This window comes from Paenarthrobacter sp. TAF1 (assembly GCF_052113825.1).
Taxonomy (GTDB): Bacteria; Actinomycetota; Actinomycetes; order Actinomycetales; family Micrococcaceae; genus Arthrobacter; species Arthrobacter nicotinovorans.
Map to the genome: position 1 here is coordinate 65897 of NZ_JBFRDO010000010.1, position 16747 is coordinate 82643.

Below are 16747 nucleotides of genomic sequence, written 5' to 3' on the forward strand. Positions count from 1 at the left end.
TGCTCGTCACTTGTTCATTCACGCTTTCAAGTCTATTTGGCCAGCAGGATCCGCTGGCCGTTCAGGATGGAGGCAGGTTGATCGAAAAGGCCGACGGCGGCAGCGGCCAGTTCTTCGACGTCGGTATGTCCGGGGAACCGCCGTTCGGGATGTGCGCGCCTCATGGTTTCGTCCACGAGCGCCTTGACCACGAACACCACGGCGGCACTGTGCTGTCCACTGGTGTCCGTGTCGACGGACTGGGCGCGCCGGAAGCCATCAGCCACCGCAAGCGTCCAAGCTTCTGCAGCGGCCTTCGCAGCAGCGTAACTGGCTGCGGCCGCGGTTGGGCTGGATACCGCGGTTGACGACACCATGGCGAACCGGCCATGCGGCGACGCTTCGAGTTGGCTGTAGAACACCCTGGTCACGTTCCGCAGCGTGGTAATCGCGCTGTGTTCCAGCGCCTCCCAATCAGCATCCGTCTGGTCTTCGATGCCCTTGGCCCCGCGCCAACCACCGACGAGGTGGATTACTCCGTCGACGCCCCCAAAGCCGCGGTCCTCGATCATCGAAGCCAGCCCACGAACGGATTCCAGGTCGCCGAGATCGCACACGAGGGGAGTCACAGCGCCGCCGGCCTCCCGCGCGGCCGCCTCGATCCGGGTCTGGTCCGAACCAACAGTCAGGACCCGGTGGCCGGCGGTGGACAAGGCCCGGGCGGCAGCGACGCCCGAAGCGCCGCTACCGCCCGTTACCAAAACTGTCAGTGGGGACATCAGGCCGCCGTGGCGCCCGTGATGCCGGTGGTGGATTCGATGACGGGACGCATCTTCTTCTCCAAGGCTTCGTAGAACATGGACAGGGGGAACTCATCGTCCAGGACCTGGTCGGTCAGCCCGCGGGGGGCACCGTCCAAGGGCAGGGCGTCCGGGCCCTTTGCCCAGACCGAAGCCGGGTGCGGGGTGACGGTGCTTGAGATCAGCTCATAGGCGGCCAGCCAGTGGGCAGCCTTGGGACGATCAATGGAACGCCAGTATAGTTCCTCGATTTTGGCGCCGAGTTCAACCACGACAGCTGCTGCGTCATCCCAGTCGATGGAGAGCTTGCTGTCGGTCCAGTGGAGTACGTGGTGCTGGTGCATCCAGGCGAACAGGAGCTGCCCGCCTAGGCCGTCGTAGTTGCGGACGCGGTTGCCGGTGATGGCGAAGCGGAAGATCCGGTCGAAGATGACTGCGTACTGGACAAGCTTTGCGTGCTTGCGGGCATCGGGGTCGGCGTTCTCGTCCTTTTCGATCAGGACGGATTCGCGGAAGGCGGTCAGGTCGCAGCGCAGTTCTTCGAGGGAGTAGAGGAAGAAGGGCATCCGCTGCTTGATCATGAACGGATCAAACGGAAGGTCGCCGCGCATGTGGGTGCGGTCGTGGATCAGGTCCCACATGACGAACGTTCGCTGGGTGAGCTCCTGGTCCTCGATCAGCTGGGCCGCGTCCTCGGGCAGTTCCAGAGAGGTTGTTTCCGCGGCAGCCTTGAGCACCCGGCGGAAGCGGGCGGCCTCGCGGTCGGCGAAGATGGCTCCCCACGTGAACGTGGGTGTCTCGCGCACCGCCACGGTCTCCGGGAAGAGCACTGCGGAGTTGGTGTCATAGCCGGGGGTGAAGTCAACGAACCGGATGGGGACGAAGAGCTTGTTGGAGTACTCCCCGGCCTCCAGGCCGCCAATGAATTCCGGCCAGATAACCTCGATGAGTACAGCCTCGACCAAGCGGTTGGTGCTGCCGTTCTGCGTGTACATGGGGAAGACCACCAGATGCTGGAGGCCGTCGATGCGCTGCTTCTGTGGTTGGAAAGCCTGGAGGGAATCCAGGAAGTCCGGGACGCCGAAGCCGTTGCCGGCCCAACGCTTGAAGTCCTCCACGAGCAGCGCCAGGTACTGGGCGTCGTGATCGAAGCTGGGGGCGAGGGCCGTGATGGACTTGGTGATGGTGGCTACGAGCCTTGCCGCCTCATCGTGGACAGAGGGATCGGCGATGGATCCGTCCTGCTCCTGGTACCCCTGGAGGGACGTGGCAGCGGCTTTGAGGGCTACCCATTCAGCGTTGTCGGCGGTGACACGCGGGAGGGTGGCGATAGCGGTGGTGGTCATGGTGCTCGGCCCTTTCCGAAGTTGTTATTGCTTCTGGGCCGAGCGTAGCAAGCGAATAGCATCGCTAATTCAAGAATGGACTGAGCATAAGAAACTCTTGCTCATAGCCCCCGAACTTGGACCTTTAGATCCAGTTCGGGGGACACAGAGCCGCTTACCGCTCTTCCGGGTCAACCAGACGGAGCGATATGGAGTTGATGCAGAACCGCTGGTCCGTCGGCGTGCCATAACCCTCGCCCTCGAAAACGTGTCCCAGGTGCGAATCACAGTTGGCACACCGTACTTCCACCCGGTCCATGCCCATGGTGCGGTCATGGAGGTACCTGACAGTACCTTCGGCCAACGGCGCCCAGAAGGACGGCCACCCGCAGTGCGAGTCAAACTTCTCCTTGCTGGTGAACAACTCGCTGCCGCAGGCCCGGCACTGGTAGACACCCTCGGTGTGCGTGTCCCAGTACTCGCCCGTATAAGGACGCTCAGTGCCGGCCTGGCGCAGCACGCGGTATTCCTCAGGGGTCAACTCCTCGCGCCACTGGGCATCGCTCTTCTCCAAGGGCACAGAAGGTGTCTTGCTGATGTTTTCAGGAGTGTTCATGTCTTATGCAACGCTCACGAGTCGCCGATAAATCCCGAACCCGCGTACAAGTGGAGCACCGGAAGCCCCAACTGGTCCTGGGCCTTGTTGGCCCAATCCGTGTGGAGCGTGTCAGAGATGGCATGGGGCCGGGTAATGACCACTGCCTGCGCCGCGTCCACCTCCCGGACCTTGGCCACCAAGCCGTCGACAGCACCGCCGTCGACGATTTCGCCGGTAACACCGCCACCCAGGCCTTCCAGCGCTGCCAGGGAAGTCGACAACGTCACCGCGGCTTCCGCACGCTCAGCCGCTGGATCCGGTGACTGGGCAGTAAGTTCCCGGAACGCCTTCGCCACATCAAGCAACGAAAGGTTCTCGAGGAAATCGACCAAAAGGTGGCGCTCAGTATTGGCAGGAACCAGCACTACCAACGGCGCGTCCCCGCCGTCGATCAGTTTGGCGATGTTCACGCGGTCGTCGGGGCCAAGGGGCTCTTCAGTCAAGATGACTATGGGATCACTCATGGCTACAGCGTAGTCCCGGGGAACGGCGTCCGCAGGGTTTCCGCGCCCGATTCGGCCCAACCTTCGCCGCGCGGGCCCAGCCTGCGCCAGCCCACGCCGACTCACGGCAAAATGGAACCATGGCATCAATGACAAGGCCAGCGAGCGACGCTGCTGAGAAAAAACTGTCCCCCCGCACCAAGTGGGCCATTGGAGGTTTTCTTGCCGGCGCCACCATCGCGGGACTTGTCGGCGCCGGTTCCTCTGCGCTGGCCGTCTACTTTGCCCGCCGGGTCATCACGCCCGCCGCACGGCACGAGGACCAGGAAGTCCTGGCCGTCATCCGGGGAGACAACGGCCTGCAGGTCATCCTGGCTGCCACGCCCGACTCGACCATCGACGGCGTCTTCAGCCTGTTCTTCTCAGGTGGAAAGGGACACGCCAGGATAGGCCGGATCGTCTCCTACCTGCCCGCCGAACAGACCGTCCTCCGGGAAGTCGAGGAGGTCTACAGCGGCGATCTTTCGGAAGCACGCCGGGCGTGGTGGAGCGGCGCTACCTACCCCGATCCGTCCGCGATCGGCCTTGCGGCCGAAGATGTTGAGATCGACGTCGACGGCGGGAAGGCGCCTGCGTGGTTGATCCGTGCCGATGCCTCGTCGCCGGCGCCGGTCTGGGCGATCATGGTCCATGGCCGGGGAGCCACCCGGCTCGAAGGTCTCCGGGCAGTCCGCACCGCCCGGGACCTTGGCCTGGACAGCTTGCTTATCTCCTACCGGAACGACGGACTGGCACCTTCCGCCCTGGACGGCCGCTACGGTCTGGGCTCCACGGAATGGCGTGATGTGGAGTCAGCGATCGAATACGCCTTGGAGAACGGCGCACGTGAAGTGGTGCTTTTCGGTTGGTCCATGGGCGGTGCGATCAGCCTGCAGACTGCGGACCTTTCCAAATACCGGCAAGTCATCAGGGCCTTGGTTTTGGATGCTCCGGTGATCAACTGGGTGGACGTCATGGCCCACCACGCCGAAATGAACAGGATCCCCTATACCGTGGGGCGTTACGGGCAACTGATGCTGGGCCATCCCCTGGGACGCAGGCTGACGGGGCTCGCAGCACCCGTGGACCTCAAAGCAATGGACTGGGACAGCCGCGCCGTTGAGTTGCGCACTCCAACGTTGCTGATCCACAGTGTGGACGACGACTACGTTCCTTTCGGGCCCTCGGCCAGTCTCGCCGAAAAGAACCCCGAGATGGTGACATTCGAGCCGTTCCACGGTGCCCGCCACACCAAGGAATGGAACGTCGATCCGGAGCGTTGGGAGCGGCTGGTGCGCTCCTGGCTCCAAGCCCAACTCGCACCCCGGAGGAACCCGGGCCAATCGGGCGAAGCCGGCGGTGCTGCTGCCGCGGGGCCCGCAGCCTGAGGGTCAGTTGCTTCCCGTGCCGATCGGCCCGGTGACGCCGTTGGTGAGCCGGAGCAGGTCCGCAGGAGCAAGCTCTATATCCAGGCCCCGACGGCCACCGGAGACCAGGATGGTGTCAAAAGCCAAGGCTGATTCGTCCAGGACCGTGGGGGAGGGCTGGCGTTGCCCCAGCGGTGATATACCGCCCAGGACGTAGCCAGTGCGGCGTTCAGCAGCTTTGGGATCTGCCATCGCCGCTTTCTTGGACCCGAGGGCCGCAGCTGCGGCCTTCAGGTCCAGGTTCCCGGACACGGGGACAATGGCAACGGCCAACTTGCCTTCCACCTCCACCATTAGCGTCTTGAAGACACGGTCGGGATCAATGCCCAGGACCTCCGCCGCTTCCAGCCCGTAGCTGCTTGCAGCGGGATCATGCGCGTAGGGGTGCAGGACGAAGGGAACGCCGGCCGCAGCGAGTGCTGCTGTTGCCGGCGTTCCCTGTGAAGCCATTTTCCTTGCCATACCGAGTGGCGTTGCCTTTCAGTGTTCCAAACGGCTTGCGGCCGCAACCTTCCGCTTGATGCGGCCGAGCATCGCCGTCATTCCCCGCATCCGCAAGGGCGTGATGGCGCGGGTCAGGCCCAGGAGCTCGGGCATGTCGTCAGGCACCGCAAGGATCTCCTTGGCAGTCAGTCCGTCCAGCCCCTCATGCAGCACCCCTGCGAAACCCCGGGTAGTCGGTGCTTCCGGCGGCGCTTTGAAGAAGAGACGGTATGAACGCTCGCCGTCGGCGTTCTTCTCTGACTCAATCGTCAGGAACAGCGGGGACTGGCATTCCACGACCTGCTCCAGCAGTTCCGGGTGGTCCTTCAGACGCTCCGGCAGCTCAGGCAGGCCTCTGGAGAACTCCAGCAAGAGCTGGAGGCGGTCAGGTTCCGTCAACGCCTGGAAGTCGTCAACAATTTCCGCCAGGGCGGTGGGCAAGGTGTTCGTACTCATCTCTTCCAGCTTACGCACAAAGGTGCTGAGAGCGCGGTACTAGCTGTGGACCAATGCGGAGGGAACTGTACCCCGTTCGGCTCCCTTGACGATGGGAACCCGCACTGCGTTGCCCCACTCGGTCCACGAGCCGTCGTAGTTGCGCACTGTGTCGAAGCCCAGGAGGTACTTCAGGGCGAACCAGGTGTGGCTGGACCGCTCGCCGATGCGGCAGTACGCCACGACATCGTCGCCCGGCTTCAGCCCCGCCTCGCCCAGGTAGAGGGCCTCAAGTTCTTCGCGGCTGCGGTAGGTGCCGTCTTCCGCTGCAGCCCGGGCCCACGGAATTGAGGCGGCCGTGGGAATGTGGCCGCCACGCAAGGCGCCCTCTTCGGGGTAGGCAGGCATGTGGGTGCGCTGGCCGGTGTATTCCTCGGGGGAGCGGACATCAATGAGGGGGTTGCCCAGGTGTGCCAGGACGTCTTCCTTGAAGGCGCGGATGGGAGCGTCGTCACGCTCGACCTCGGGGTATTCGCCCGCAGCAGGCCGGGAGACCTCAGTGGTCAGCTCGCGGCCCTCGGCGATCCATTTGTCGCGTCCGCCATCAAGGAGGCGGACATCCTGGTGACCGAACAACGTGAAGACCCATAGGGCGTAGGCAGCCCACCAGTTGGACTTATCGCCGTAGATCACCACAGTGCTGTCGCGCGAGATGCCCTTGGAAGCGGCGAGGGCAGCGAAGGCTGCCCCGTCGACGTAGTCCCGGGTGACTTCATCGTTCAGGTCGGTGTGCCAGTCGATCTTGACTGCTCCCGGGATGTGCCCGGTTTCGTACAGCAGGACGTCCTCGTCGGACTCGACCAGCACCAACTTGCCGTCGGCTACAGCGCCGTCAGCAATTGCTGCCGCGAGCCAGTCGGTGGAAACGAGGCGTTCAGGGTTCGCGTAAGAGGCAAACTTTTCGTTTTGTTCAACGGGGTAGGACATGATGGCCTTTCACTGACAACGGACGGAGCCAGGCCGTGGAAGGTGGTGCAGGTGCGGACCCGGCCTGCTTCAACACTAACCACGGGCTGCGCGGATTGCTTCCCGGTGGTCATACGGTGAAACATGGGCTTGGTCACGTGTCAGTTACCGTGGCGTCCGTTGCCGGTATTCTTGCTGGGGACCCAATGCCGAAGGAACGGACCACCGTGGTAAAGATCGAACAACTGGCTGCCCGCACGCCGGCAGTTTCCGTGGAGGAACTCCTCAAGGGTTTCTACCCGTCTCCCCGGTTCGGAGAGGTGTCGTTCGACAGTTACAGGCCCGATCCTTCCCAGCCAAGCCAGGCCAACGCGGTGAAACTCCTCTCGGCATTTGCCGATGGCGTAGGCAACGGCAATGACGCTGGACTCTTCAAAAAGCTTTTCGCCAAGAAGGCACCGGCCACGAGGGCCGGGATCTACCTCGATGGCGGATTCGGTGTGGGTAAGACCCACCTCCTGGCGTCCCTTTGGCACAGGTCTCCAGGCCCCAAGGCGTTTGGAACGTTCGTGGAATACACCAACCTGGTGGGGGCGTTGTCGTTCCGCAAGACCGTGGAAGCGCTGAGCAACTACAAACTGGTGTGCATCGACGAATTCGAACTCGATGATCCCGGAGACACGGTGCTGATGTCCCGCCTCATGCGGGAACTCGCCGACGCCGGTGTGAAGCTTGCTGCCACGTCGAACACCCTGCCTGGTTCACTGGGCGAAGGCCGCTTCGCCGCCGTCGACTTCCAGCGGGAAATCCAGGTACTCGCGGACCAATTCGACGTCGTCAGGATCGACGGCGAGGACTTCCGCCACCGTGGCCTTCCCGCCGCGCCGGCACCGCTCAAGACCGAAGAACTCAAGCACCGGATGCGGACTGAGTTCGACGGGAAGACCGTGGCGGTGGATGATTTCCGCACCTTGGTCAACCATCTGGCTGCGGTGCACCCCAGCCGGTACCGTCAACTCATTTCCGGCGTGGAGGCCGTGGTGTGGAGCGACGTCGAAACCATTACGGAACAGGCCGTCGCGCTCCGTTTCGTGGTGCTGGCCGACCGGCTCTATGACAAAGATGTGCCCATTCTGGCCAGTGGCGTTCCCTTCGATCAGCTCTTCACCGAAGAGATGATGACGGGCGGATACATGAAGAAGTACTTCCGCGCCGTTTCGCGCCTGACCGCCCTGGCCCGCGAAGCACAAAATCACGAACCTGCCTGAATCAGACCGCTTTTCCGGTTCCGCGGTCCTTCAACACCCAGCGGATAACGATTCCGCCTGCCAAGGCCCAGAACGCTGCGCCGACACCGGCGAAAGCAATTCCTGAAGCTGCCAGCAGGAAAGTGATGCAGGCCGGTATCCTCTCCTCAGCCACTGCCAGCGCAGACGAGATCGAGGCTGCCAAAGTACCCAGCAACGCGAGGCCCGCGACGGCCTCAAGGAGTCCCGGGGGCGCTGCCGCGACAACCGTAACGAGCGCTGCCGACGCCGCCGCGAGGACCAGATACGCCAAACCGGAGACGAAGGCGGCGATCCAGCGCCGGCCGTGATCCTTGCCTGCTTCCTCCCCGGCGGCAAGCGCGGCGCTCAGCGCTGCCAGGTTGATCGCATGGCCGCCGAACGGTGCGCTGGCAATGGTTCCGGCTCCGGTCACCAGCATGGACGGCCGCCACGGGGTGGTGTATCCAAAGGACTTCAAGACAGCTACGCCGGGAATGTTTTGCGACGCCATGGTGACCACGAACAACGGCAGCGCCAAGCCGATGGCAGCCTCCACGGAGAACACCGGCGTTGTCCATTCCAGCCGCGGGAGGAGGCTCTCAGCCGGGATCTGTACGCCCGAGGACATGATGTGGATCCCACTCACCGCCAGTGCCACCAGCAGCGATGCAGGAACGGACCAGCGCGGCGCGAATTTCATCAGCACGATCCAGCACAACAGCACCGGGGCGATCAACGCCGGTGCCGTACCCAGCGACTTGAAGGGTGCAAGGCACAAGGAGAGAAGGACACCTGCGAGCATGGCCTGGGCCAAGGCCGTGGGAATCTTTGCCATCAACCTCCCGAGCAACGGAACCAACCCCGTGAGGACGATCAGCACCCCGACCAACAGGAAGGCACCCACGGCCGCCGGCCACCCGCCGTCGACCGTTCCTGCGGTCGCAAGGAGCGCCGCACCGGGAGTTGACCACGCGAGGGTCACCGGCATCCTGCTCCGCCAGGACAGCCAGAGGATGCCCAGGCCAAAAGTCAGGGTCAGGGCCAGCAATCCGCTGGAGGCTTGTCCTTGATCTGCGCCTACTGCCCTGAGTCCAGCAAGGACGACAGCGAATGATGAAGTGAACCCGACCAAGGCTGTGACGATGCCTGCAGTGATCGGCGGTCCCAAAGCGTCCCGGGTGGCACGGCTGTTGGTGGTTGTCGGGGAGGCTGAAGGCATAAGCTCCAAAATACCTGACCTGTTGGCGGCCGTTGCAAACGCCAACAGCACCGGTTAAACGCCAAGGGCACCGGTGGCGCCTCTCGGCGGGACCGGTGCCCCCTTGACGTATCTGGTACGGCGGCTCAGGCAGCTACGGCTGCTTCGGCTCATCCGTGACGGGAGCCTGCTCAGGCTGACCGTCGTTCTTGGCCACGAAGTCGGAAGCGGCGTTCTGGACCTTGTCGACGTGACCGGCGTATTTGCCGCCCGTCTTTTCGTCCACAAAATCTCCGGCCTTTTCGATGCCATTCTTGATGGCTTCTTCGTTGCCTTGAATGAGACCCTGAGCCTTGCCCTTCAGGTCGTCAATTAAACCCACGGGCACCTCCCTTCCATCGCGGAGCCAGTTCGCTCCTCCGCGTCCGACCCTAACACCAGTTCCCTGAGGTGCCAAGGGCTCAAACGCGGCCTGTGGATAACTAGGCCAACGGTTCGTTGGCGACCTTGTGCCGCGGGCTGTCCGGGTTCATCAGGGAATGCTTGCGGCCGTAGGCGAAATAGATCACCAGGCCGATGATGAGCCAGACGCCGAACCGTACCCAGGTTTCCCAGTGGAGCTGGAACATCAGGAACGCCGATGCCAGCACGCCGAAGGCGGGAACAAGGGGCATGAGCGGCAGACGGAAGGTACGCGCTGCGTTCGGCTTGGTGTACCGGAAGACGATCACCGAAACACAGACCACGACGAAGGCTGCCAGGATGCCGATGTTGGTCAGGTCCGCAACTTCCTTGATCGGGAAGACACCAGCCAGGAAGGCCGAGGCGATGCCTGCGATCCACGTGACACGCTGCGGGGTGCCGTGGCGGTCAGTCTTGGCAAACCAGCCGGGCAGCAGCCCGTCGCGGCTCATGGAGAACCAAACGCGGGTGACACCCAGGAGGAACGTCAGCATCACGGTCAGGATGGACAGCACCGCGAACACCGAAATGATGGTGGCAATGACCGGGAGGCCGACGCCGGTGAACGCCGAGGCGAAGCCGGCGGTCGGGTTGATGTCCTTGTAGTTCTGCATTCCTGTAAGGACGAGCGTGGCGGCAACATAGAGCAGCATGGCGATGATCAGCGACAGGATGATGGCCTTGGGCATGTGCTTCTTGCCGTCCTTGGCTTCCTCCGCTGCAGTACTCATGGCGTCGTAACCAAAGACCGCGAAGAAGACGGTCGCGGCACCAGCCACAACGGGGCCGAAACCGCTGGGCATGAACGGGTTGTAGTTCTCGGTGTTCACGTAGAAGATGCCGAGCCCGATGATGAACAGGATCAGGATGACCTTGATGGCCACGGCCACCAGTTCGAATCGGCCGAACGCCTTGGTTCCACGGCTCAGGATCCAGGTCACCAGAAGGCAGACGAGGATGGCGGGAAGATTGATGATGCCGCCCTTGCCTTCATCGGCAGTGGACGTCATCCAGGTTGGCATGTGGATGCCAATGCCGGAGAGGAAGGCGTCGAAGTAGCCGGAAATGCCGATGGCTACCACCGCCACGATGGCGATGTATTCAAGCAGCAAGTCCCAGCCGATGAACCAGCCGATGATTTCGCCCAGCGCAACGTAGCCGTAGGTGTAGGCCGATCCGGCGCGGGGGATCATGCCGGCAAATTCGGCATAGGACAATGCAGCCGCCCCGGAGGCGAGTCCGGCGATCAGGAAGGAAAACAGGACGGCTGGGCCCACGCCCGGGGTGCTGTCGCTGCCGTGGGCTACCAGGCCTGCCAGCGAGAAAATGCCGACGCCGATAATTCCGCCGACGCCGATGGCGGTCAGTTGCCACAGGCCAAGACTTTTAAAAAGCCCGCTGTGCTTGCTTTCTTCCTCGATATCGTCGATGGGCTTGCGCCTCAGGACGGACTGTGAAGCCGTCTTTACATTCATGGGGGTACTCCTGCCGGTAGGCGTGGAACGGTGATGAGCTCGCAGTACATTATGYGAGCGGAATCACATTAGATAAAGCGACTTCTTCCGAGGGGTATCGGTTACTTCTCATGATGAATTAGGTCGCAGGTAAATGAGGGCATAAAAAAAGCAGCTCCTGGGAGCTGCTTTTCGTGGAGCGGACGACGAGATTCGAACTCGCGACATCCACCTTGGCAAGGTGGTGCTCTACCAGCTGAGCTACGTCCGCACATGTTGCCTGCCAGACTGGGTCTGGCTTTCAACAACAAACAAGTTGCCTTGTTCTGGTGGGCGATACTGGGATCGAACCAGTGACCTCTTCCGTGTCAGGGAAGCGCGCTACCGCTGCGCCAATCGCCCGTTACCGGGTCCTGCAATGAGGAGAGCGGACGACGAGATTCGAACTCGCGACATCCACCTTGGCAAGGTGGTGCTCTACCAGCTGAGCTACGTCCGCACATGTTGCCTGCCAGACTGGGTCCGGCTTTCAACAACAAACAAGTTGCCTTGTTCTGGTGGGCGATACTGGGATCGAACCAGTGACCTCTTCCGTGTCAGGGAAGCGCGCTACCGCTGCGCCAATCGCCCATGCATCCAGCAAAAGCCGGAAGACATGGTTTTCACCGAGGTGGGTACGGGATTCGAACCCGTGTATACGGCTTTGCAGGCCGCTGCCTCGCCTCTCGGCCAACCCACCGTGTAAGCAGGATTCCGGGGAATACTTGCCTTGACAGTGCCTTGCGAGCGGACGACGAGATTCGAACTCGCGACATCCACCTTGGCAAGGTGGTGCTCTACCAGCTGAGCTACGTCCGCAGTGCGGTTCCGACGGGCAACCCTGTAGGCATTCCGTCGCTTTCCGACGAGTAAAAACTCTATAGGAGGTTCCTGCATTCTCCAAATCGGTAGCTTGGATCCGGGTGCGGCGGGCCTTGGTTCCTTGTACTGACGCGGATTCGGGCGAGTTTCACTGCTGTAATTCCACAGCTGTAGTTCAACGTCCTTCGGCAGCCTTCCGCTCGTTTTGCAATCCGGCCCGGGTCCGTTAGTGTTTTCTATGCACCCGGGCGATTGGCGCAGTGGTAGCGCGCTTCGTTCACACCGAAGAGGTCACTGGTTCGAACCCAGTATCGCCCACCAAAAGAAGGCCCCCGGAGATCCGGGGGCCTTTTGGGTTTCTGGGCCTTTCCACAAATTCCTGGTAGCTGCCGGAACTCGTGACCGGGTTTCCTGGTCTCGGATGTATAGCGATTGCCGCAGAGGCGGTATGCGTGCCGGAAGACCCTGTCACGGTGCCGATCGAACAGTACGCCGAATGCTGCACCGTCACCAGTCAGACTCCGCGTCCATAATCCGGCATCGTGAGATTCCAAGTTCCCCATAACCTGTAGTGTCCGCAAGATCACAAAGGGTTTCACGATTGCGCAAAAAGATTTTGAACTGATGAATCAGGCGTCGCCTCCAGCGGGCACATGCTTGGCATAAGGATCTCATCGACAGCATCATGAATTGCCTTGCTTCAGCACATACTTAGCATGCAGGAACCTGAGGATGCTGAACAGCTTCGCACCGCGGAGCAACCCCGCCCGCCGTTTGAGGAGCTGGCCCGGAGCGCGCCCGTCCTTGCCGGCAAGCTTGCCCGGCTCTCTCCGGAGCAGCTCCTCAGGATCTTCCCGCCGGAGAATTCTGTCGGTCCTCTATGACAAAGTCTTTATATGACTGCTCCACTGCTTGCCCACGCTACTGACTACGGCCGGATGTATRCCCGCTCCACCACAGAGCAATTCTCCGTGCCATCCATCACGACGGTGATCGGCCAACAGGCCCATGCACTGGACGGTTGGTTCAGCTACATGGGGGCGAGCAGCCTGGCGGCGGATCCTGAGCTCCCGGCGATCCTCGGAAGTCCGGCAAAAGTGCGGCAAGCAGTCAATAAGGCATCCAAGGCAGCCGAGGTATACCGGGACGCGGCTGCGGCGCGTGGTGATCGCGTCCACACATACTGCGAGCAGGTAGCTTTGCGGGCCCTGGGACGCCCGCACCGCATGCAGGAATGCAGGGACGAACTTGCAGCCAACGGTGAGCAGGCGTTTGCGGCCCGCTTCGATGAATGGTGGGAGTTGTACCGGGTGGAGCCGCTGGCGCCCGAAATTACGGTGTGGAACAAGACAGTGGGCTATGCGGGGACGCTGGACCTGGTGGCCAAAATCAATGGACGTATTTGTCTCATTGACTACAAAACCAAGGGCACCACCCGTGACGGAACGGTTAAATCCCTTGACGACAAAGTGGTCATGCAGCTTACGGCCGGGATGAAAGCCGAAGAAAGCCTGGTGGACCCCGTTTCGGGTGAGTGGGAACCCTGGAGGTACGGGGACAATCCCATGTTGCTGGCTGTTGCCATCGGAGAAACCGAGGTGAGGCCCATGCGGGCAAACCCGGAGATTCTCAAGCACCACTGGTGGAAGTTCTGTGCCCTTCGGCGGGTGTGGGAGATGTCGGCGGATGTCACTGCTGCCGGACAAGCCCTGCTGCCGGTTGCGCCACCGGTGTTTACTGCGGCCGGTGCCGCGCCGGCCAACAGCGGCGGTGCCATGACCTCAACTAAACTGGCTTAGGCTCCGCAACGCGAGGGCCGGGTTCGACGATCGTGAGGACAGGCAGAGCATGGCAATTTTGAGTATCCGAATCATCGGGGATCCGGTGCTGCGCACCGTGGCCGACCCCGTCACCGACTTCGGTCCGGAGCTCGCCAAGCTGGTAGCTGACATGACAGAAACCATGGAGGACGTTGAGGGCGCAGGCCTGGCCGCTCCGCAGGTCGGCGTCAGCCAGCGCGTCTTCACTTACCGCATCGGCGGAGTGGAGGGCCACATCATTAATCCGGTCCTGGAAAACAGCGAAGACTTCCAGCCTGACGAGGTAGAGGGTTGCCTCTCGATTCCCGGCCTTGGATTCCCCGTGCGCCGCTACAGGGCCACCCGGGCAACTGGCGTGGACCTGAACGGCAACCCGGTGTCGGTGGAGGCCGAAGGCATGCTGGCACGCTGTTTCCAGCACGAGACCGATCACCTTGACGGCGTGCTGTACACAGACAGGCTGGAAGGGGAGGACCGCAAGGCTGCCCTTCGCGCCATCAGAAACGCCAACTACCACGCCATAACCGAAAAGACGACGTCGAAGCGTGCTAACAGTGTGGGTTCAAGCTTCGGTGGGGGCAGTTTCGGGGTTCCCGAGTGAGGGTACTCTTCGCGGGGACGCCGGCCGTAGCTGTACCGTCGCTGGACGCTTTGGTTAAGGCCGGTTTCGACGTCGTTGCCGTCCTGACCCGCCCGGACGCTCCACTGGGCCGCAAACGCGTCATGACTCCCTCCCCAGTAGCGGCCCGCGCCGGGGAATTGGGCATCGAGGTCATTCGCGCGGCCAAGGTTGACGCCGATACCACGGCCCGCATCGCGGGTTATGCGCCTGATGTGGCCGCCATCGTTGCCTACGGCGGGATTGTTCCGCGCGCTGCCCTGGGCGTCCCCACGCATGGCTGGGTCAATCTGCACTTCTCTTTGTTGCCGGCTTGGCGCGGTGCTGCTCCTGTACAGCGTTCCATCATTGCCGGAGACGACGTCACTGGCGCCGCAACGTTCCAGCTCGAAGAGGGCCTCGATACCGGGCCCGTGCTTGGAACCCTCACGGAAACTGTCCGGCCGGAAGATACTGCCGGCGATCTCCTTGAGCGGTTGTCCATCAGCGGAGCCGTGCTGCTGAGCCAGACGCTCTCCGCCATCGACGCCGGACAGGCTGCTCCGCAACCGCAGTCAGGAGAGGTGTCATTGGCTCCCAAGCTGACATTGGATGACGGGCGCCTGGACTGGCGGCAGCCGGCGCTGGCACTGAACCGCCGTTCCAGGGGAGTGACCCCGGAACCGGGAGCATGGACAACATTGGAAGGCCAGCGGGTCAAACTGGAACCTGTGACGTTGAGGCCCGGGATCGACGATCTCGCGCCCGGAACCATCCGGGTGGATGGCAAATCCGTACTCGTGGGCACCGGTTCCCACGCCGTAGAGCTTGGCCGGATTCAACCGGCCGGCAAGAAAATGATGTCGCCGGCCGATTGGGCCCGCGGCTTGGCAGCACCTGAGAGAGTGGTATTCGAATGAGTGAGTCCGGCCGTCGAGGCCCCAACAACAGCGGGAGCCGGGACGGCGGCGGGCAGGGCAACCGCGGGGCCAAGGGCGGTAGCCAACGCAACGCCCAAGGCAGGGAGCGGAACAGGGGACCCCAGCGCGGATTCACCAACAATGCGCCGTCGCAGCGTACCCGCCGGGCCGACCCTGCGCGCTTGGTCGCATTCGAGGTACTCCGGGCTGTCGCCTCGGAGGACGCCTACGCCAACCTGGTCCTCCCCGCGAGAATCCGGGAGCACCGCCTGGACCGTCGAGATGCCGGGTTCGCCACCGAGCTGAGCTACGGGGCACTGCGTGGCCAGGGTACCTATGACGCCATTCTGGCCCGTTGTGTTGACCGGCCCCTGGAGCAGCTGGACCCCGCGATCCTGGATGCCCTGCGGATCGGTGCGCACCAGCTACTGTCGATGCGGGTTCCTGCCCATGCCGCGTTGGACCAAACAGTAGGTTTGGCCCGTGCAGTCATTGGCGCCGGTCCATCGGCCCTGATCAACGCGGTACTCCGCAAGGTCACTGCCCACAGCATGGACGAGTGGTTGGATATCCTGCTGGACCAGGAAACCGACGAGACCAAGATCGCTGCCCTCCGCCATGCACACCCTGAGTGGATCGTCCGCGCGCTGCGGCAGTCACTGGTGAACCACGGCAGGCCCAAGGCCGAGATTGACGACCTCCTGGAAGCCGACAACGCGGCGCCGGTGGTCAACCTGGTGGCTCTACCGGGTCTGGGTGACTTGGATGAGGCCTTTGACAACGGAGCCACTCCCGGTGAACTCGTAGAAGGCTCGGCGCTCTCCGCAGGCGGGGACCTTGGCCGCTTCGAATCAGTGCGGCGTGGCACCACGCGTGTCCAGGACGTGGGATCTCAGCTTGTTGCACGTGCGTTGGCCGGCGTAGAGCTCGGGGAGCGTGCCGCCCATGGCGAGAAATGGCTGGATCTTTGCGCAGGTCCCGGTGGCAAGGCGGCGCTGCTGGCCGCCCTTGCCTATCGCGACGGAGCTACCCTCCTGGCAAACGAGCCGGCACCACACCGGGCCAAGCTTGTCCAACAGGCGCTGTCCGCTGTGCCCACGGAATCCTGGAGTGTGCGCACGGGCGACGGGCGCGAAGTCGGCGCCGAGCAGCCAGAAGCTTTTGATCGTGTCCTGGTGGATGTTCCGTGCAGCGGCCTTGGCGCCCTGCGCAGGAGGCCGGAGTCACGTTGGCGTCGCTCGCCCAAGGACATCGGCGATCTCGGTCCGCTGCAGCGGGATCTCCTGAAATCGGCGATCGACGCCGTCAAACCCGGCGGCGTCGTGGCCTACGTGACGTGTTCTCCCCACCCTGCTGAGACCACCGCAGTGGTTGGCGACGTACTCAACAAGCGGGACGACCTCGAATTGCTCGACTCCGGGCAGGCACTCGACCATGTCAGCCTGACCGGAAATCTGGGTGCGGGACATGMGCTCACTGCCCAGCTGTGGCCGCACATCCACCAGACGGATGCCATGTTCATGGCCATTATCCGAAAGAAGCCGTAGCCGCTACATCCCTGGCTGCGGCGGAACCATTCCTTTCGCTGCAGCCGTACCATGACCCATACCG

General features: G+C 62.8%; 17 protein-coding genes and 7 tRNA genes. 8 read left to right on the forward strand and 16 right to left on the reverse strand.

Annotation, left to right across the window (positions count from 1 at the left end; all coding sequences use genetic code 11):
* Window positions 1-32: 32 nt before the first annotated feature.
* The 4 genes from AB4Y81_RS13970 to AB4Y81_RS13985 all read right to left on the reverse strand — a co-directional run bounded on the left by AB4Y81_RS13970 (window position 33) and on the right by AB4Y81_RS13985 (window position 3226).
* A complete protein-coding gene (locus AB4Y81_RS13970) occupies window positions 33-758 on the reverse strand; it encodes an SDR family oxidoreductase (RefSeq protein WP_210077258.1) in 726 nt (241 codons plus the stop codon).
* Complete coding sequence (locus AB4Y81_RS13975; protein WP_018778666.1) at window positions 758-2125, reverse strand: DUF6421 family protein; 1368 nt, start codon at window positions 2123-2125, stop codon at window positions 758-760. The genes AB4Y81_RS13970 and AB4Y81_RS13975 overlap by 1 nt, the downstream gene beginning before the upstream one ends.
* Before the next feature lie 154 nt (window positions 2126-2279).
* Window positions 2280-2720, reverse strand: coding sequence for a peptide-methionine (R)-S-oxide reductase MsrB (gene msrB, locus AB4Y81_RS13980; protein WP_018778665.1), 441 nt, complete (start codon window positions 2718-2720; stop codon window positions 2280-2282).
* Between the two features lie 14 nt (window positions 2721-2734).
* Entirely contained in the window at window positions 2735-3226 is a 492-nt protein-coding gene (locus tag AB4Y81_RS13985) for a hypothetical protein (RefSeq protein ID WP_018778664.1), read from the reverse strand.
* A 119-nt stretch (window positions 3227-3345) separates the two neighbouring features.
* On the opposite strand from AB4Y81_RS13985, the gene AB4Y81_RS13990 reads away from it, so the two are divergent.
* Window positions 3346-4632, forward strand: a complete 1287-nt coding sequence (locus tag AB4Y81_RS13990; RefSeq protein WP_026267288.1) for an alpha/beta hydrolase family protein — start codon at window positions 3346-3348, stop codon at window positions 4630-4632.
* A gap of 3 nt (window positions 4633-4635) precedes the next feature.
* Here AB4Y81_RS13990 and ybaK read toward each other — a convergent pair whose 3' ends face one another.
* From ybaK to AB4Y81_RS14005, 3 genes are read right to left on the reverse strand one after another with little or no spacing between them, the layout of a single operon-like run.
* Window positions 4636-5133 carry a Cys-tRNA(Pro) deacylase gene (gene ybaK, locus AB4Y81_RS13995; RefSeq protein WP_039240802.1) on the reverse strand — a complete coding sequence of 166 codons (498 nt, stop codon included), beginning with the start codon at window positions 5131-5133 and terminating at the stop codon, window positions 4636-4638.
* Between the two features lie 18 nt (window positions 5134-5151).
* Window positions 5152-5610 carry a SufE family protein gene (locus AB4Y81_RS14000; protein ID WP_018778661.1) on the reverse strand — a complete coding sequence of 153 codons (459 nt, stop codon included), beginning with the start codon at window positions 5608-5610 and terminating at the stop codon, window positions 5152-5154.
* Between the two features lie 39 nt (window positions 5611-5649).
* Complete coding sequence (locus AB4Y81_RS14005) at window positions 5650-6576, reverse strand: sulfurtransferase (protein ID WP_018778660.1); 927 nt, start codon at window positions 6574-6576, stop codon at window positions 5650-5652.
* Between the two features lie 206 nt (window positions 6577-6782).
* Here AB4Y81_RS14005 and zapE point away from each other — a divergent pair, with 206 nt between their 5' ends.
* Window positions 6783-7823 (forward strand): cell division protein ZapE, encoded by a 1041-nt coding sequence (gene zapE, locus AB4Y81_RS14010; protein WP_035733964.1) that lies wholly within the window; start codon window positions 6783-6785, stop codon window positions 7821-7823.
* A 1-nt stretch (window position 7824) separates the two neighbouring features.
* Here the strand turns inward: zapE and AB4Y81_RS14015 are convergent, their stop codons facing one another.
* From AB4Y81_RS14015 to AB4Y81_RS14055, 9 genes are all read right to left on the reverse strand, one after another.
* Window positions 7825-9042, reverse strand: a complete 1218-nt coding sequence (locus AB4Y81_RS14015) for a benzoate/H(+) symporter BenE family transporter (protein WP_441996109.1) — start codon at window positions 9040-9042, stop codon at window positions 7825-7827.
* 133 nt (window positions 9043-9175) lie between these two features.
* A complete protein-coding gene (locus AB4Y81_RS14020) occupies window positions 9176-9409 on the reverse strand; it encodes an antitoxin (protein ID WP_018778655.1) in 234 nt (77 codons plus the stop codon).
* 94 nt (window positions 9410-9503) lie between these two features.
* Complete coding sequence (locus AB4Y81_RS14025) at window positions 9504-10958, reverse strand: amino acid permease (protein ID WP_018778654.1); 1455 nt, start codon at window positions 10956-10958, stop codon at window positions 9504-9506.
* Between the two features lie 174 nt (window positions 10959-11132).
* Window positions 11133-11208: transfer RNA gene (locus AB4Y81_RS14030), tRNA-Gly, on the reverse strand.
* A 56-nt stretch (window positions 11209-11264) separates the two neighbouring features.
* A tRNA-Val gene (locus AB4Y81_RS14035) sits at window positions 11265-11339 on the reverse strand.
* A 24-nt stretch (window positions 11340-11363) separates the two neighbouring features.
* Window positions 11364-11436: transfer RNA gene (locus AB4Y81_RS14040), tRNA-Gly, on the reverse strand.
* A gap of 56 nt (window positions 11437-11492) precedes the next feature.
* Window positions 11493-11567 (reverse strand) — tRNA-Val (locus tag AB4Y81_RS14045).
* A 38-nt stretch (window positions 11568-11605) separates the two neighbouring features.
* A tRNA-Cys gene (locus AB4Y81_RS14050) sits at window positions 11606-11676 on the reverse strand.
* 46 nt (window positions 11677-11722) lie between these two features.
* Window positions 11723-11795: transfer RNA gene (locus tag AB4Y81_RS14055), tRNA-Gly, on the reverse strand.
* A 249-nt stretch (window positions 11796-12044) separates the two neighbouring features.
* Here AB4Y81_RS14055 and AB4Y81_RS14060 point away from each other — a divergent pair.
* From AB4Y81_RS14060 to AB4Y81_RS14085, 6 genes are all read left to right on the forward strand, one after another.
* Window positions 12045-12119 (forward strand) — tRNA-Val (locus AB4Y81_RS14060).
* A gap of 395 nt (window positions 12120-12514) precedes the next feature.
* Window positions 12515-12682 (forward strand): hypothetical protein, encoded by a 168-nt coding sequence (locus AB4Y81_RS14065; protein WP_179128352.1) that lies wholly within the window; start codon window positions 12515-12517, stop codon window positions 12680-12682.
* 12 nt (window positions 12683-12694) lie between these two features.
* Complete coding sequence (locus AB4Y81_RS14070) at window positions 12695-13597, forward strand: cytochrome (protein WP_441996110.1); 903 nt, start codon at window positions 12695-12697, stop codon at window positions 13595-13597.
* A gap of 49 nt (window positions 13598-13646) precedes the next feature.
* On the forward strand, window positions 13647-14219 hold the full coding sequence (def, locus tag AB4Y81_RS14075) for a peptide deformylase (protein ID WP_018778648.1): 573 nt from the start codon (window positions 13647-13649) through the stop codon (window positions 14217-14219).
* Window positions 14216-15136: a methionyl-tRNA formyltransferase gene (gene fmt, locus AB4Y81_RS14080; RefSeq protein ID WP_441996111.1), complete on the forward strand. Its 921-nt coding sequence runs from the start codon at window positions 14216-14218 to the stop codon at window positions 15134-15136. The genes def and fmt overlap by 4 nt, the downstream gene beginning before the upstream one ends.
* A complete protein-coding gene (locus tag AB4Y81_RS14085) occupies window positions 15133-16683 on the forward strand; it encodes an RsmB/NOP family class I SAM-dependent RNA methyltransferase (protein ID WP_441996112.1) in 1551 nt (516 codons plus the stop codon). Before fmt ends, AB4Y81_RS14085 begins: the two co-directional genes overlap by 4 nt.
* Window positions 16684-16747: the final 64 nt, after the last annotated feature.

Excerpts from the sequence above, each read along its gene's own strand:
- AB4Y81_RS13975 (WP_018778666.1), bottom strand. The coding sequence starts at position 2,125 with ATGACCACCACCGCTATCGCCACCCTCCCGCGTGTCACCGCCGACAAC.
- AB4Y81_RS14005 (WP_018778660.1), bottom strand. The coding sequence starts at position 6,576 with ATGTCCTACCCCGTTGAACAAAACGAAAAGTTTGCCTCTTACGCGAAC.
- AB4Y81_RS13985 (WP_018778664.1), bottom strand. The coding sequence starts at position 3,226 with ATGAGTGATCCCATAGTCATCTTGACTGAAGAGCCCCTTGGCCCCGAC.
- AB4Y81_RS14000 (WP_018778661.1), bottom strand. The coding sequence starts at position 5,610 with ATGAGTACGAACACCTTGCCCACCGCCCTGGCGGAAATTGTTGACGAC.
- AB4Y81_RS14025 (WP_018778654.1), bottom strand. The coding sequence starts at position 10,958 with ATGAATGTAAAGACGGCTTCACAGTCCGTCCTGAGGCGCAAGCCCATC.
- ybaK (WP_039240802.1), bottom strand. The coding sequence starts at position 5,133 with ATGGCAAGGAAAATGGCTTCACAGGGAACGCCGGCAACAGCAGCACTC.
- AB4Y81_RS13990 (WP_026267288.1), top strand. The coding sequence starts at position 3,346 with ATGGCATCAATGACAAGGCCAGCGAGCGACGCTGCTGAGAAAAAACTG.
- def (WP_018778648.1), top strand. The coding sequence starts at position 13,647 with ATGGCAATTTTGAGTATCCGAATCATCGGGGATCCGGTGCTGCGCACC.
- AB4Y81_RS13970 (WP_210077258.1), bottom strand. The coding sequence starts at position 758 with ATGTCCCCACTGACAGTTTTGGTAACGGGCGGTAGCGGCGCTTCGGGC.
- AB4Y81_RS14015 (WP_441996109.1), bottom strand. The coding sequence starts at position 9,042 with ATGCCTTCAGCCTCCCCGACAACCACCAACAGCCGTGCCACCCGGGAC.
- AB4Y81_RS14065 (WP_179128352.1), top strand. The coding sequence starts at position 12,515 with ATGCAGGAACCTGAGGATGCTGAACAGCTTCGCACCGCGGAGCAACCC.
- msrB (WP_018778665.1), bottom strand. The coding sequence starts at position 2,720 with ATGAACACTCCTGAAAACATCAGCAAGACACCTTCTGTGCCCTTGGAG.